Source organism: Anabaena sp. 4-3 (assembly GCF_001597745.1).
Classification (GTDB): domain Bacteria; phylum Cyanobacteriota; class Cyanobacteriia; order Cyanobacteriales; family Nostocaceae; genus Trichormus.
Genome location: NZ_LUHJ01000047.1, coordinates 96,627 through 110,508 on the forward strand (window position 1 = coordinate 96,627; position 13,882 = coordinate 110,508).

At 38.7% G+C, this 13,882-nt stretch carries 15 protein-coding genes; 11 read left to right on the forward strand and 4 right to left on the reverse strand.

What is annotated here, in order from left to right; all coding sequences use genetic code 11:
* Nucleotides 1–67 precede the first annotated feature (67 nt).
* Nucleotides 68–964, forward strand: a complete 897-nt coding sequence (locus tag A3775_RS12590; RefSeq protein WP_066377173.1) for a class I SAM-dependent methyltransferase — start codon at nucleotides 68–70, stop codon at nucleotides 962–964.
* Nucleotides 965–991: 27 nt separating this feature from the next.
* On the opposite strand, the gene A3775_RS12595 is transcribed toward A3775_RS12590, so the two are convergent.
* Nucleotides 992–1,759, reverse strand: coding sequence for a glycosyltransferase family 2 protein (locus A3775_RS12595; RefSeq protein WP_066377294.1), 768 nt, complete (start codon nucleotides 1,757–1,759; stop codon nucleotides 992–994).
* Between the two features lie 659 nt (nucleotides 1,760–2,418).
* Nucleotides 2,419–2,628 carry a hypothetical protein gene (locus tag A3775_RS12600; protein ID WP_066377171.1) on the reverse strand — a complete coding sequence of 70 codons (210 nt, stop codon included), beginning with the start codon at nucleotides 2,626–2,628 and terminating at the stop codon, nucleotides 2,419–2,421.
* A 241-nt stretch (nucleotides 2,629–2,869) separates the two neighbouring features.
* On the opposite strand from A3775_RS12600, the gene A3775_RS12605 reads away from it, so the two are divergent.
* From A3775_RS12605 to A3775_RS12615, 3 genes are all read left to right on the forward strand, one after another.
* On the forward strand, nucleotides 2,870–5,029 hold the full coding sequence (locus A3775_RS12605) for a Tex family protein (RefSeq protein WP_066377169.1): 2,160 nt from the start codon (nucleotides 2,870–2,872) through the stop codon (nucleotides 5,027–5,029).
* Between the two features lie 328 nt (nucleotides 5,030–5,357).
* The gene (locus A3775_RS12610; RefSeq protein WP_066377168.1) at nucleotides 5,358–5,753 is read left to right on the forward strand and encodes a phage holin family protein; all 396 of its coding nucleotides are present in this window, start codon (nucleotides 5,358–5,360) and stop codon (nucleotides 5,751–5,753) included.
* A 116-nt stretch (nucleotides 5,754–5,869) separates the two neighbouring features.
* Nucleotides 5,870–6,061: a YqaE/Pmp3 family membrane protein gene (locus tag A3775_RS12615; RefSeq protein WP_066377163.1), complete on the forward strand. Its 192-nt coding sequence runs from the start codon at nucleotides 5,870–5,872 to the stop codon at nucleotides 6,059–6,061.
* 47 nt (nucleotides 6,062–6,108) lie between these two features.
* Here A3775_RS12615 and A3775_RS12620 read toward each other — a convergent pair whose 3' ends face one another.
* The gene (locus A3775_RS12620; RefSeq protein WP_066377161.1) at nucleotides 6,109–6,903 is read right to left on the reverse strand and encodes a histidine kinase; all 795 of its coding nucleotides are present in this window, start codon (nucleotides 6,901–6,903) and stop codon (nucleotides 6,109–6,111) included.
* A 260-nt stretch (nucleotides 6,904–7,163) separates the two neighbouring features.
* On the opposite strand from A3775_RS12620, the gene petJ reads away from it, so the two are divergent.
* The 4 genes from petJ (at nucleotide 7,164) to A3775_RS12640 (ending at nucleotide 10,625) form a co-directional block, all read left to right on the forward strand.
* The gene (gene petJ, locus A3775_RS12625; RefSeq protein ID WP_066377159.1) at nucleotides 7,164–7,496 is read left to right on the forward strand and encodes a cytochrome c6 PetJ; all 333 of its coding nucleotides are present in this window, start codon (nucleotides 7,164–7,166) and stop codon (nucleotides 7,494–7,496) included.
* Between the two features lie 24 nt (nucleotides 7,497–7,520).
* Nucleotides 7,521–8,540 carry an aldo/keto reductase gene (locus A3775_RS12630; RefSeq protein WP_066425201.1) on the forward strand — a complete coding sequence of 340 codons (1,020 nt, stop codon included), beginning with the start codon at nucleotides 7,521–7,523 and terminating at the stop codon, nucleotides 8,538–8,540.
* A 212-nt stretch (nucleotides 8,541–8,752) separates the two neighbouring features.
* Nucleotides 8,753–9,673 carry a class I SAM-dependent methyltransferase gene (locus A3775_RS12635; protein ID WP_066425202.1) on the forward strand — a complete coding sequence of 307 codons (921 nt, stop codon included), beginning with the start codon at nucleotides 8,753–8,755 and terminating at the stop codon, nucleotides 9,671–9,673.
* Entirely contained in the window at nucleotides 9,666–10,625 is a 960-nt protein-coding gene (locus A3775_RS12640) for a PrsW family intramembrane metalloprotease (protein ID WP_066377151.1), read from the forward strand. The genes A3775_RS12635 and A3775_RS12640 overlap by 8 nt, the downstream gene beginning before the upstream one ends.
* A gap of 213 nt (nucleotides 10,626–10,838) precedes the next feature.
* Here the strand turns inward: A3775_RS12640 and A3775_RS12645 are convergent, their stop codons facing one another.
* Nucleotides 10,839–11,039 carry a hypothetical protein gene (locus A3775_RS12645; RefSeq protein ID WP_066377293.1) on the reverse strand — a complete coding sequence of 67 codons (201 nt, stop codon included), beginning with the start codon at nucleotides 11,037–11,039 and terminating at the stop codon, nucleotides 10,839–10,841.
* 399 nt (nucleotides 11,040–11,438) lie between these two features.
* Here A3775_RS12645 and A3775_RS12650 point away from each other — a divergent pair, with 399 nt between their 5' ends.
* The 3 genes from A3775_RS12650 (at nucleotide 11,439) to A3775_RS12660 (ending at nucleotide 13,842) form a co-directional block, all read left to right on the forward strand.
* Nucleotides 11,439–11,939 (forward strand): DUF1392 family protein, encoded by a 501-nt coding sequence (locus tag A3775_RS12650; RefSeq protein WP_066377149.1) that lies wholly within the window; start codon nucleotides 11,439–11,441, stop codon nucleotides 11,937–11,939.
* Nucleotides 11,940–12,296: 357 nt separating this feature from the next.
* A complete protein-coding gene (locus A3775_RS12655) occupies nucleotides 12,297–12,491 on the forward strand; it encodes a heavy-metal-associated domain-containing protein (RefSeq protein ID WP_066377147.1) in 195 nt (64 codons plus the stop codon).
* A 268-nt stretch (nucleotides 12,492–12,759) separates the two neighbouring features.
* Nucleotides 12,760–13,842 (forward strand): aromatic ring-hydroxylating dioxygenase subunit alpha, encoded by a 1,083-nt coding sequence (locus A3775_RS12660; protein ID WP_066425210.1) that lies wholly within the window; start codon nucleotides 12,760–12,762, stop codon nucleotides 13,840–13,842.
* Nucleotides 13,843–13,882 lie beyond the last annotated feature (40 nt).

The following is a 13,882-nucleotide window of genomic DNA, read 5'->3' on the forward strand; positions in this document are numbered from 1 at the left end:
TAAATGATTTGTTATATTCATCATAACAACAATATAGATAAATGTATTTTCCTATAGTTATGAGTATATGCTAATAATAGAAAATGCAAGTATACTTCAGTTTTTTGTCCAACCAGATCAAGTTGAGAGATGGGAGCAAGATATTGTTATTTGCAAGATTTTAAATCCCACTCCAGCTATTGAAGCCAACAGTTATTACTTTGGACATCCAGAATGGGGACTAAATTATTTTGCAGCCTGCCATAGAGATGAACGATTTGTTGAACTGTGGCAAGCTGTGATTGGTAATTGGGATGGTAAAGTTGTTGTGGATATTGGTTGTGGCCCTGGCAACCTGTATGCGTCTTTGAAAGAGTTTTGTGGTGAACCTGATTTGTTAATTGGTGTAGACGTTTCACTGGGGGCGTTAAAAATGGCTCGCCAACTGGGATACACAGCAATCTTGGCAGATGCCCACAATTTACCTTTTGTTTCTGAGTTTGCAGATATTGTTATGCTCAATGCTTGCTTACATCATTGTGATGATATGGCAAAGGTTTTGCAGGAGGCTGCTAAGTTGGTTCGTCCTGGCGGACTTTTAATTACAGATCATGATCCACAGCGAAGTGCTTATCAGTTGAAGGGTTTAGGGTTGCTGTTGTGGCAGTTCCGTCTGCCAATTTACAGATGTTTAAAACGAGGTGGACACTCTACGACTGAGGAACAACGCTGGGGTTTGGCAACGGAGGTGCATCATCAAGTGGGTGATGGTATCACATCCGAGATGTTTTACGAAGTGCTGGAACCCCAGGGTTTTGTAGTGAAGGTTTATCCACATAATCATACGGTAGGTGCGGAGGCATTGAAGGGCAACTACGGTAGAGCATTTTGGAAGTTCCGTTTAGCTCAGAGATTATCAGGTATCAACCCCAACTCTCCCGAAGCTGCTTTATCCTTAATGTGTGTTGCCACTCGTACAGCTTAGATACTAAATATAGTGCTGCTAGCTACGTTATTTTAAGTTTTCGGCTTCCATCAAACGCAGCGCGAGAATTGTTTCAGCTAAGACACGCTGGAAGACGTAATACCAACCACGCCAACCATAAAAAATCCAGCCTTCAATAATCAAGCAATAGATCAAAACCATCAAAGGTGCTAAGATTTTTTGTCTGCGGATACGATCAACCCAATCCAGTTCGTTCCAGGGTGTTTCTAGTATTTTCTTGCATTCCAGCACTGTATAGCGTTCTTGTGACCATAACCAGCGACTTAACGGTTTGCGGTCATCATGGTATATGTAAGCAGAGAGTAAAGTTGATTTACCTGTTTGCTGCAAAATTTGCGTATGTCCATCATCAATATAAATGGCTTTGCTTTTGCGAAATAGAACTTGACGGGGGGGAAGTATTCTAGTGTTACGGACTGGTTTACCTAGTACACAATATTTGAATTGCACAAAATAGCCGTCAATTATGCCATCTACTGGTAAAGCTGACATTTCTGCAACTAGCTCCTCCGTGACGATGTAATCTGCATCTAGAGACAGCACCCAAGGCGATCGCACTTGTTCTAATCCGTAGTTCCACTGTTGGGCATGGGTGTCAAACTTTCTTTTAAATACCTGGACTTGTGTATAAGAGTTAAGAATTTCCAGCGTTGTATCGGTACTATAACTATCAATAACTATAATATTTTTCGCCCAGGTGAGATGGTCAAGGGTGCGCTGAATATTTGGGGCTTCATTATAGGTTAAAATTAGTGGAGTAATTTGATCTAGCATCGATGCAATTATTCCATCGGAATGAGAGGAATTATCTGTAGTAGGTGTTTGCATACAGGCTTGAGATAGTTGATTTAGTTGGGTTGTCTTCTGGAATAGCATACATAAGCTTGTGTTTGTGGATTTATTTCTAAATTCAGGTGCTTGAGCATATCCACAAAGTTAGTTAAATTCACAAGTCAAAAACATGATCAGGTTTTAACATATCTACAGTCTGAAAATTACTAGATTTGTTTAGTGATTTATCATACAATGCTCCTGAAGACCGAACCTACAGACAAGAGTGTTTTCATGGGTGATTGTGAGATACGTGAACAACTGACATGATAACTTACTCAATGTGAGAGTTTTTACAGTGTTATTGCCCAAAAATCCACAATTATCAATAAAATACTGAGAGAAAAATACTAACAACGATTGACAAAAATAGTATTATTTAGTATGCAGTTAGCCACGATCGCCTCACACACCCTCAGACTATGCTTCTTAAGCATATATACTTATGTGGATTTACGTTCATGGATGTACTGAATTCTTGTCTGGAGGGTGTGCGAGCAAAAACATGAGCTATTTTGGCTGATAAGTCAGCATCAGAAGTATGAAAGCAGAAAGACGTTGTTTGTGGCGATCGCGATCATTATCATCTTTCTCGATTTGGCTTAATTTATTTGCTTTAAAAACTTATTAGTACTAGCCAGTACCGCAATTAACAGTACAAGTTGAATCGGCCAAGGTGCTAAAACCAAACTGAGAATTAAACTGAGAATTGTAAATATACTCACAAGGTAAGCAATTTCGTCATGACATTTTTTAGATATGTAACCAGTAGCTAAACCTGTAACTAACGGAATCAAAAACAACAAAGGCATTTATACCTACCTCCAAACTCAAAATTGCCAGATTTCATCTGCTGTGATCAAATCTGTTTTTGTGTGTGTGGTTGATCTTACATCTAAGCTATTTATCCCACAATACATTACTTAAAATAATTGAAATGTTTGTAAAGTTTTGGCAATCATATAGTAAATTAGCTTAACACTTGCTTTTGTTGTTGTCACAACTCCTGAGCATAATTACCTTTAGGAATCACGTTTTTAAATTAGACACCCAATGCTGGACATTCCTCAAACACTGGCAACTGAACTAGAACTAAAATCTTATCAGGTACAAAACGCCCTAGAACTTTTGGCTGAGGGTGCAACAGTTCCCTTCATCGCGCGTTACCGCAAAGAACGCACTGGTGAAATGAATGAAATTCAACTGCGTGAACTGGCTGATAGGTATACATACTTAACAGAATTAGAAGCCAGGAAGTCAGTAATTTTAAAAGCGATCGCGGAACAAGGTAAACTGACAGACGAATTGCAAGCCAAAATTTCATCTTGTTTACAAAAAACTGAACTTGAGGATTTATACCTACCATATCGCCCCAAGCGACGCACTCGCGCCACTATCGCCAGAGAGAAAGGTTTGCAACCTCTCGCAGAATTCATCAAATCTTTAAATGTTAAAAATTCGGTTGCTGCTAACCTCAACCAAGAAGCCACAAAATATATTTCGGAAACAACAGGCGTAAAAACAGCAGATGAAGCTTTAAAAGGTGCATCTGACATCTTAGCGGAAGAAGTCGCAGAAAAAGCCGATTTACGAGCATATATTCGCGATTATCTCCTAGAAGATGGCGTATTTGTCTCTCGCATCAAAGATGATTATCCTGAAGGTACAACTAAGTTTGAAATGTACCGCAATTATCAAAATCGCGTCAAAAATATCGCCCCTCATAATATGTTGGCATTATGTCGGGGTGAAGCTGAGGGAGTATTAAACTACGATATTGCTTTTGATGAAGATTTTGTCCTTTCCTATCTAGAATCCCAAGAAATTAAAGCCAAAGTCCGAGAAATTCGGGATTTTTATCAAGCAATGCTCAAAGATGCTTTCAACCGTCTGATGAAAACTTCCCTAATAGGTGAAGTAATTGCAGACAAGAAAACCTATGCTGACATTGAATCAATTAAAACCTTTGAAGCCAATTTGCGGGAATTATTGTTATCTGCACCGGCGGGAATGAAACCAACCTTAGCCATAGATCCAGGGTTCAGAACTGGTTGTAAAGTGGCTATTATGAATCAAACTGGCAAATTTTTAGAATATCAGGCGATATTCCCCCATCTAGGTGCTGAACAACGGACAAAAGCGGCGCAAACTCTCAAACATCTCATTGAAAAATATCACATTGAGTTAATCGCTATTGGCAATGGTACAGCTTCCCGCGAGACAGATGAGTTTGTCACGCAAGTATTACAAGCCTTAGAACATAAACCGATTAAAGTAATAGTCAATGAGTCTGGTGCATCTATCTATTCTGCCAGTAAAGTTGCGATCGCAGAATTTCCCGATTTAGATGTAACAGTGCGTGGTGCTATTAGTATCGGTCGGCGGTTACAAGATCCTTTAGCAGAATTGGTGAAAATTGACCCTAAATCCATAGGTGTAGGACAATATCAGCATGATGTGGATCAAAAGTTGCTGAAGAAGAAATTAGATGAAACTGTAGAAAGTTGCGTTAACTACGTTGGTGTAGACTTAAACACCGCATCTAAAGAATTGTTAACTTTTGTTTCGGGAATTACACCGACAATTGCTAATAATATAGTCAGTTATCGCAACCAGAACGGAGCGTTTAAAAATCGGCAACAACTGCTGAAAGTGAGCAAATTAGGGCCAAAAGCATTTGAACAAGCGGCGGGATTTCTTCGCATTCGCAACGGAGACAACCCCTTAGATAATACAGCAGTGCATCCAGAAAGTTATCCAGTTGTGCAAGCGATCGCCTCCGATTTAAATGTACCCTTAAATCAAGTCACGCAAATTGCCGAGAAACTGCAAAAAGCCAACTTAAAAAAATACGTCACCGATACAGTTGGTGAACCCACCCTGCGCGACATCCTCAAAGAACTAGAAAAACCCGGTAGAGACCCCCGTGCAGAATTTAAATACGCCACCTTTAAAGAAGGAATTAAAGAAATTAGCGACTTACAGGTGGGAATGGAACTAGAGGGAATAGTCACCAACGTTGCTAATTTTGGTGCATTTGTGGATATTGGTGTACATCAAGATGGTTTAGTACATATCTCCCAACTCGCCGACAGATATATTGATGATCCCAAAAAAGTTGTCAAAGTCGGTCAAGTTGTGAAAGTACGGGTATTAGAAGTCAACGAAAAATTAAAACGTATTAGTTTATCAATGAAAGCAGTCAAGCAATAAATCAAAGCTCAAGTTCGTAGTAAGGACTAAAGTCCTTACTTTCTCAACACACTTGGTACTGATACCAATTCTCTACGAAGTTACACCAAATGAATGATGTAGAGACGTTGCATGCAACGTCTCTACAGTGCTTGGTAGGGTGCGTCAGATAACAAAATCTGTTCATATTTACGCACCCTACTAATATAATGCAATTTGCTATCAATTATAAAATAGTCCCATTGGTAGAAACACAATCTATCTGACAAGAGATGCTAAGGTTTTGCCCAATATTTAAAGATAGGAGAAGATAACGCCAATTATCTTTTTCTGATTTTTAGGTAAAAAAATGTTGGGAACATTTCTCACAATTCTAGCTACAGCCCTAAGTCTACTAATCGTTGATTTAGTTGTGCCTGGTGTGAACCTGGCTAATTTTCCAGCCGCTTTAATTGCTGGTGTAGTAATTGGTTTAATTAACGGCTCAATCAAGCCAATAATTTCCACTTTATCCTTACCATTGAATTTCTTAACTTTAGGGGCATTTTCACTCGTCGTCAATGGTATTTGTTTTTCATTGGCAGCAGGTTTAGTTCCTGGGTTTAGTGTTCATGGGATTATTGCCTTTATTTTAGGCCCTGTTGTTCTATCTTTCGCTAACACCTTTATCACCAAATACTTTGCAGAGAAAAATCTAGCTTTAAGTGGCAACGTGGAAAATCAAGGCGAATTGCCTTCTAGATAACCACAATACGTCTTTATTTCACCTAATTTTAAATCAAATTAATTCCTGAGATGGAGTTAGTAACTTGGTGAATTAAAGACAATCTGAGTAAATAAAGTTTCAAAAACAACAATCTTATGAAATTAGTACGTTTTCTTCTGGGTTTATTAGTCCCACCATTAGGTGTTTTCTTAACAGTTGGAGTAGGGCCAACCTTAGTAATTAATATTTTACTCACCCTTTTAGGCTGGCTACCGGGTAGCATTCACGCAATTTGGGTAATTGCCAAACATGAAGAACAATTAAATGCAGGTAGGGGTACTTATTAAGGTAATACCCAGAACCCCGACTTCTCAAAAAAGTCGGGGTTCTATTTCTATTTATGAACAACTTCTTTATCAGTCGGTTCTTTATCTTTGAACAAATCAGCAGTTGCTAGTAGTAAATCTCGCAAGATATGTTTAATTTGACGCTCTTTTTGAGCAACAATTGTACCAGCTTCGCCGAGTTTATCATCTAGTTGCGATCGCTTCTGTTCTACCTGAGTAGCCAAAGCCTCAGCTTGGGGTCGAGCTTGATTGTACCAGTTTTTGGCTTCCTCTAGATAATTCTGCACCTCATCACCACGTCCACCGTAACGTGCAGCCATGTTAGCGCGCACAATGGCTAACTGCGCTTGTAACTGCGCGTAGCGTTTCTTTAATAGTGCGACTTCTTCGCTACTCTTGATAGTATCAACAGCAGATTCAATCGCACTTTTCACGTTAGAAGTTTTTTCCTTACCAGTTTCTTGAATCTCTGCTAAAATTCCATCAACATCTTGTTGAATTTTTTCTTCTTCGCTATCGATTTGAGCTTGTAGTTTTTGCAATTCTGACTGAGTTTTAACAATAGCTGCGTGTCTATTAGTATTAACACCTTCTATCGCACCTTCTATTGATGCTGTAACTTCTTCTTTTAATTCCGTACCTTTGTCTTGTAAGTTATCAACTACGGCTGCCACCGCATCCTTGACAATAGTACGAATTTCACTCGAACCTTCTTTAAACTCAGAAGATAATTGAGCCACTGCTGATTTTACAATCTCACGGATACGTTCACTTCTTAACTGACCCGTTGCTTTGGCTTGCTGCAAATCAGATTGAATTCTGTCTTTGATATTGTTAGTCATATCCAACTCTTACTATTTAGCTAATTTGGATTAATTTCTCTAGACATGGTTTTATATGGCCATTATGGCGTGAGGTTTTAAGTTTAGGCACTGTCTGAAGATAGAACCTGGGGTAAGAGATGTTTTAATCACCAGATACCCGACTGCTTTGAGAAGTCGGGTATCTATCTCACAAATAACTGATAATGTGTGAGATAACGCCTATTTATGGCAAGATAAATAACGGTGTATATCACGACTAATTAACAGGTAAAATCACCGTGAAAAAATTCCTCACATTAGTATTGACTATATTGTTGATTACTACCACTTTCCCGTCACCTGTAAACGCAGCAGACACAGCCAACGGCGCGAAAATTTTTGAAGTTCACTGTGCCGGGTGTCATATTAATGGTGGTAACATTATTAGGCGTGGTAAAAACCTACATAAGAAAGCACTTAAGAAATATGGTATGGATTCCATAGAGGCAATTCAATCAATTGTCACCAATGGTAAAAATAATATGTCAGCTTACAAAGAACGTCTGACTGAGCAAGAAATTCAGGATGTCGCTGCTTATGTTCTCGAACAAGCAGAAACAGACTGGAAATAATTCCCAATACCCACATAGAAAACAATGATATTACCAGCAGAAAGCCGTTTACAATTTACCTCAGATTTAAACATTTGTCGGATATTAAATGGAATGTGGCAAGTGTCCGGCGCACATGGTCGAATTAATCCCAAAGCTGCCATTGAAACTATGTTTAAATATGTGGATGCAGGTTATACAACTTGGGATTTAGCAGACCATTATGGACCAGCAGAAGATTTTATTGGGGAATTTCGCCGTCAATGGGTTGCTAACCGGGGAAAAGAGTCTTTATCTCAAATTCAAGCCTTTACTAAATGGGTTCCTCGTCCTGGTAAAATGACTAAAAAACTGGTTGAGGAAAACATTGATATTTCCCTAAAAAGAATGGATGTAGAATCTTTAGATTTAATGCAGTTTCACTGGTGGGAATATCAAGATAAAAATTATTTAGATGCCCTCAAATATATGGCAGAATTGCAAACAGAGGGCAAAATTAAACATTTGGCTTTGACAAACTTTGACACAGAACACCTGCAAATTATTACAGAAGCAGGTATTAAAATTGTATCTAACCAAGTGCAATTTTCTTTAGTTGACCGCCGTCCAGAAATAAATATGGTCAAGTTTTGTCAACAGCATGACATTAAACTGTTTACTTATGGTACATTATGCGGTGGTTTCCTATCAGAAAAATATTTAGGTAAGCCAGAACCACGAGGTTTTGATTTAACTACAGTCAGCTTGCGAAAATACAAAAATATGATTGATGGTTGGGGTGGTTGGCGATTATTTCAAGAATTGTTATCTACCTTGAAGCAAATAGCTGATAAGCATGGGGTGAGTATTGCTAACGTTGCGGTGCGTTACATCTTAGATCAACCAACCGTGGGTGGTGTTATCGTTGGTGCGAGGCTGGGGATAGCTGAACATATAGAAGATAACGCCAAAGTGTTTAGTTTTAGTTTAGATGCAGAAGATTGCGATCGCATCAACACTATATCTCATCAGTCACGCGATTTGTATCAGCTCATCGGTGATTGTGGCGACGAATATCGACGCTAACATCCACAGCATATCAGCACATAAGTAAGGTGCGTGAGATGTCAATAATCTGTAAATTATGACCGAATTATCTACTCTGACGCACCCTACAAGCTTGATTTTCTAAGGACTAAAGTCCTTACTACAAACAAATCTCCACCCGACAACAGACTAGACTCGCATCCGGCGAGTATGTCATAAGTACAATCAGGCTGTTAACTCCAAATTGAATTATGACTGCTGCTGTAAACACTGCTCCTAGCATAGCTTCCCGCTTGATAAACGGAATATTAGCAATTAAACCTTTAGCAAACCTCGCCAAACACCAAGCCCGTCAAATGATGATTAAACGGGCAGAGAAAATTGGTGTACCTTGGACGCAAGAAGTCAAAACCCTACAAGCGCGTGATTGGACATCAGACTTAGACCAAATCCAAAATCCTCAAATCACCTACCCAGATTATTATCTCACTTCATTCCACGGTTATGAACAAGGAGACCTTTGTTGGTTAGCTGCCTTTGAGTTAGAAGTGGCTGCGCGTGCCGTCCATGCTAAAATTTGGCCGGATGCAGAAGCGCAAGGCGATGCGAAACTACGCCAAAGTTACCACGATATCGTTAAAGCCAAAATTCCCCAAGCACCACAAAATATCCTTGACTTGGGATGTAGCGTTGGGTTAAGCACATTTGCATTACAAGAACTTTATCCCCAAGCTAAAGTCACAGGTTTAGATTTGTCTCCCTATTTCTTAGCCGTTGCCAACTATCGCACCCAACAGCATCAAGCAAATATCAACTGGGTTCACGCCCCAGGTGAATCTACAGGCTTACCAGATGCTAGCTTTGATTTTGTCTCGATTTTCTTGGTATGTCATGAATTACCCCAGTCAGCCACCCGCCAGATTTTTGCAGAGGTGCGGCGGGTATTGCGTCCGGGCGGTTACATTGGCATTATGGATATGAATCCCCAAGCGGAAGCATATAAGAAAATGCCGCCCTACATTTTGACATTGCTGAAAAGTACAGAACCGTATTTAGATCAATATTTTGCTTTGGATATTGAGCAAGCTTTGGTAGAGGCTGGTTTCCAAACACCGACAATTACCCCTAACAGCCCCCGTCACCGGACTATAATTGCTCAGGTACGTGGCTGATTTTGAGTTGGTGCTGTGGGCGACAATTCCCACACTGGTATTTTTGGCATATTACTATTATCGTGCTGATTTTGCCCCACCTGTGAGACACTTATTGTTGTTCTTTGTGGTTGGGGCTATATCTGGTTTTGTTGCCCTTGGCTTACAAATAGTTTTTGAAAATATCGCTAATGCCATTGTAAACTGGCAACAAGTCCAGCGTTATCTTCCTGGCATTGCCCTCAGACAAATTATACAAATAGGCCCAATAGAAGAAGGTTGCAAGCTAGCCGCAGTCATTGTACCCACCTACTATTTTCAACGTCCCCATCGCCTACGCGCCAGCACTGTTTACTTATTTACCATAGCTGCGGCTTTAGGATTCACAGCCGAAGAAAACTGGATTTATTTATTTCATGGTACAGCATCCATCCTTGACCGCACAATCGGCACACCAGTCCATGCAATGTTTTCCGCACCTTGGGGCTATGCTTTAGGACTATATTTTGCGGCTAATGTGCGATTAAATCGCTACAAAAATTTAATTTTTCAGGCTTGGGTTAATTCTGTTATCTTTCACGCTTTGGTAAATGTCCTTTCTAGTGCTTGGCGTTACTCACCACCTCTACAGTATCTCAGCTATGGTTTATTTCCTTTGCTGTTGTGGATGTTTTGGCGTATGGAAGGGTTATTTAGAAAGGTGCAGAACAAACCCCCAATTAAATTAATATCTGGTAGAACATCTCAACATCGTTACTGGCAAAGGGGTTTAATATTCTTTGCCCTCATGTTAGGTGGTAATGCCATTTTTGGGTTATTTCTGTTAGCGAGAATTATCAGCCCTTTAAGGTTATCACAGCTTTTTTATCCTGATGTTTTATCGTTTATAGTCAGTCGGCTTTTACTTAATTCTGTTTTTGCAATTTTAGCTGGGTTAATTTATTGGTATTTGAGATATTCAGCCAGACATTGATTAAGTAAATCATAGATAAAATCAAATTCACAACCTCAAAGTCAGCAATTATGAATTACAAACTATTCATTATTAGAGGCTGTATTAGCAGTATTCTGGAAACAAGCCAACAACCTCACTAATGGCTGTCGAGATAAATCTTAACTTTACTTGAGTAAATACTGCTATCCAGCCTGATTTTCAGTTAGCGAAATCTTTACAATTAACAGAGTGTTAACTCAGCAGTCTTGTCACCCTGACATCATATTCTGTACCATGAGGATGCTCGTATCTAGCTTGACTCCGAGCCATATAATCAGCTTTTTGTCTTGATTCTGCACTAATTTCGTATCGGGACGTTCCGCATTGACAGCTACTGTTAGTTGTATCGGCAAATTCTTTGATATCAACTAACACCTCGTAAGTATGAACCATTTTGGCACCTCCTAGTGCTAATGGCAAACTGTAGGAATACATTCCAGTATAGGTAGATAAAGAGTATCTGTTATCTCACGAATACAATTCTTTATCAAAAATCTAGACCATGCTCACTGTACTGCATGAAAAATTTTCACCGTCAACCATGAGACTGTTTTTTTCTCTGCCTACCTACAAATCAGGAGACAGATAACCCGTCAATTCTATCAACCTCATCACTATAGAGAGAAATACACTCTCATTATATTACCGAAAACTCCAAAAATCTCTTCTGATTCCTCTCATCCTATTTATGAGTCATTCAGGTATTTTTAAATTACTCAATCAGTGCATCATTACGGCGACTAAATATAGTAAACCTGAACTTTTTGCAACCAAACAGAGGTATTCAAAGAAATGATTAACCAAATCAATGCTTTAGAAACCTGTTGGTATATTTCTCCTCCTTGGGGACGAAAACTATCTATGCCAATATTTGGCTTATTAGAAAGAGTTTACGTGATGAATACTGATATTTTTGCTTATTGTTGCGGGATGCAGTGGGAACAAGAAGGATGGAATTATGCGATCGCCATTGGTAAAAACATTATCTATACATCAGGAAGCGAAATCACGGGTACTGGTAGGCTACACCTTGTAACTCCCGAAAAACCTGTTTTTAGACTGGGGGAGTTAGTTGAGTTTCGCTTTGCTGGCAACATTCCAAAACTGCGGACAGTGCTTGGTATTCAGCTAATTAACCAATCATGGTTTTATGTCATCGAATGGAAATCACCCACCATTGATGATACTGTCACCTCTAGGAATTGGAACACTGACTGTAGTCATTCTTGTTTAAGCGATCGCTTGGCATGGGTGACTGACTACGACTTAATGAAGATTAAGGATTGGGATTAGTCTAGCAACTTATGTCTAAATATTTAATTAACAATTCAGATAGAAATTTTGAGAGAATGCCTAATAATTACCACACAACGAAAACTAAAGACGTTTTGTAACAATAACTGATAATTTATCTGCGTTCATCTGCGTTCATCTGCGTTCAATTCTAACTGACTGTACCTCACTTGAATTAATTCCCTGACTCAAACCAACGTAATCAAATAGTATAACTCATGACCAAATCAATGAAATTGCACTGAGTTTTTATATAGTTTTTTCGCGAAATCTCCCGTTTATGTCGCCATTTGAGCTATATTGTCAGCTATTTCCCAGATATGATCAAAGCGCAGACTGCTGAATTTTCGTAAATCTATGACAATTAACCTCACAGTTCCCAACATGGCTTGTTCTGTTTGTGCAAGCAAAATTACTAATGCAGTAAAATCAGTTGATGCTGAGGCGATAGTTGAAGCTGATCCACAGACTAAACTTGTTAATGTAGAATCAACAGCATCAGAAACAGCTATTAAAGATGCTTTAGCTGCTGCTGGCTATCCAGTAGCTTAATTTTTTCTACAGAGTATTACTATATATTCATAACCCTGATGTCTTTGAGATATCGGGGTTATTTGTTTTGCTAAGGACTAAAGTCCTTACTACTAACTTGTTTTTTTTCACAAGTTGTCTGCTTGTAGTCTTAACTAAAATTTCTCGCCATACAAGCAGATTATTTCAATTGTGTATTTTAGCATTACCGTACTCAAAATAACTGTTTTGTGAATCTCCTCATGCTATTTGTAAAGCAACCGCTTCACTGAACAGTGAAACCTAAAAAATGGATGACAATTCTCTACACATTAGACCAACTCTAAAACCTAAAACTTTCAATAATCCAGAACGTTTTATTGAAGGTTGGTATTGGGTAATACCATCTCAAAATTTGCTTGTAGGTGAGGTAAAACCTTTAACAATTTTGGGCAGAAAATTAGTAATTTATCGTGGTGAAGACAAACAACCCGTAATTGCAGATGCTTACTGTCCACACATGGGTGCTGACTTGGCAGAAGGTACTGTAGAAGGTAATGAATTACGCTGTGGTTTTCACCAATGGAAGTTTAACTATCAGGGTATATGTGTAGAAATTCCCTGTTTAGAAGAACCCCTACCTTTAAAGTTGAAAACTTGGCCGACAGCCGAAAAATACGGCTTAATTTGGGTTTGGACTGGCGAAAATCCTAGACAACCTATACCATTTGTGCCAGAGTTAGAATTTCATGACTGTGAAAGTGTTCTGGGTTCACGGTTTGTAATTAACTGTCACCCTCATGTATTCATGGTTAATTCTATTGATATTCAACATTTTCATGTTGTTGATAAATTGCCTTTAGATATTAGTTTTGAAAAACAGGAACTCAATCAAAATGCCATTATTTTTACTAAACCTAGACACAACAATAAACAGACTGGTTTCTTTAAATTGTTGCGTTCTTACAAGAAAAATTTTTACAGTATTTCCTATTGGTATGGTAGCACCTTTACTGTTAGCGTTGGTACAGATTCATTACATTTACATATCATGTTAACTTTACGAATGCTTGAGGGGGGTAAATCGGAAATTCAAACTATATTTTTAACTAAGAAGCGTAAAGGTTTAAGAGGTTGGTTATCCAATAATTTGGTGCTGTGGTTAACTAATATTGTTGTGCAGCATTTAATTAAGGATAATGCTACAATTTTACAGACGATGAATTTTGATTTAAAGTCTCCGACTAAGGTCGATGTGTCTATTATGCAGTTAATTAAGCATTTGGAACTGCAAAAACCTTTGCGTTGGAAGACTTGGATATTGGCGCGATCGCCTGAAGCAGAAACGCGAGAAAATCAAGCTAAATGGCGTGATGATATGTCTAATGACTAAAAAATAAAAAGTAAAAAGTGCCTCAACATGACTTTTTACT

Excerpts from the sequence above, each read along its gene's own strand:
- A3775_RS12590 (WP_066377173.1), top strand. The coding sequence starts at position 68 with ATGCTAATAATAGAAAATGCAAGTATACTTCAGTTTTTTGTCCAACCA.
- A3775_RS12595 (WP_066377294.1), bottom strand. The coding sequence starts at position 1,759 with ATGCTAGATCAAATTACTCCACTAATTTTAACCTATAATGAAGCCCCA.
- A3775_RS12600 (WP_066377171.1), bottom strand. The coding sequence starts at position 2,628 with ATGCCTTTGTTGTTTTTGATTCCGTTAGTTACAGGTTTAGCTACTGGT.
- A3775_RS12605 (WP_066377169.1), top strand. The coding sequence starts at position 2,870 with ATGCTGGACATTCCTCAAACACTGGCAACTGAACTAGAACTAAAATCT.
- A3775_RS12610 (WP_066377168.1), top strand. The coding sequence starts at position 5,358 with ATGTTGGGAACATTTCTCACAATTCTAGCTACAGCCCTAAGTCTACTA.
- A3775_RS12615 (WP_066377163.1), top strand. The coding sequence starts at position 5,870 with ATGAAATTAGTACGTTTTCTTCTGGGTTTATTAGTCCCACCATTAGGT.
- A3775_RS12620 (WP_066377161.1), bottom strand. The coding sequence starts at position 6,903 with ATGACTAACAATATCAAAGACAGAATTCAATCTGATTTGCAGCAAGCC.
- A3775_RS12630 (WP_066425201.1), top strand. The coding sequence starts at position 7,521 with ATGATATTACCAGCAGAAAGCCGTTTACAATTTACCTCAGATTTAAAC.
- A3775_RS12635 (WP_066425202.1), top strand. The coding sequence starts at position 8,753 with ATGACTGCTGCTGTAAACACTGCTCCTAGCATAGCTTCCCGCTTGATA.
- A3775_RS12645 (WP_066377293.1), bottom strand. The coding sequence starts at position 11,039 with ATGGTTCATACTTACGAGGTGTTAGTTGATATCAAAGAATTTGCCGAT.
- A3775_RS12650 (WP_066377149.1), top strand. The coding sequence starts at position 11,439 with ATGATTAACCAAATCAATGCTTTAGAAACCTGTTGGTATATTTCTCCT.
- A3775_RS12655 (WP_066377147.1), top strand. The coding sequence starts at position 12,297 with ATGACAATTAACCTCACAGTTCCCAACATGGCTTGTTCTGTTTGTGCA.
- A3775_RS12660 (WP_066425210.1), top strand. The coding sequence starts at position 12,760 with ATGGATGACAATTCTCTACACATTAGACCAACTCTAAAACCTAAAACT.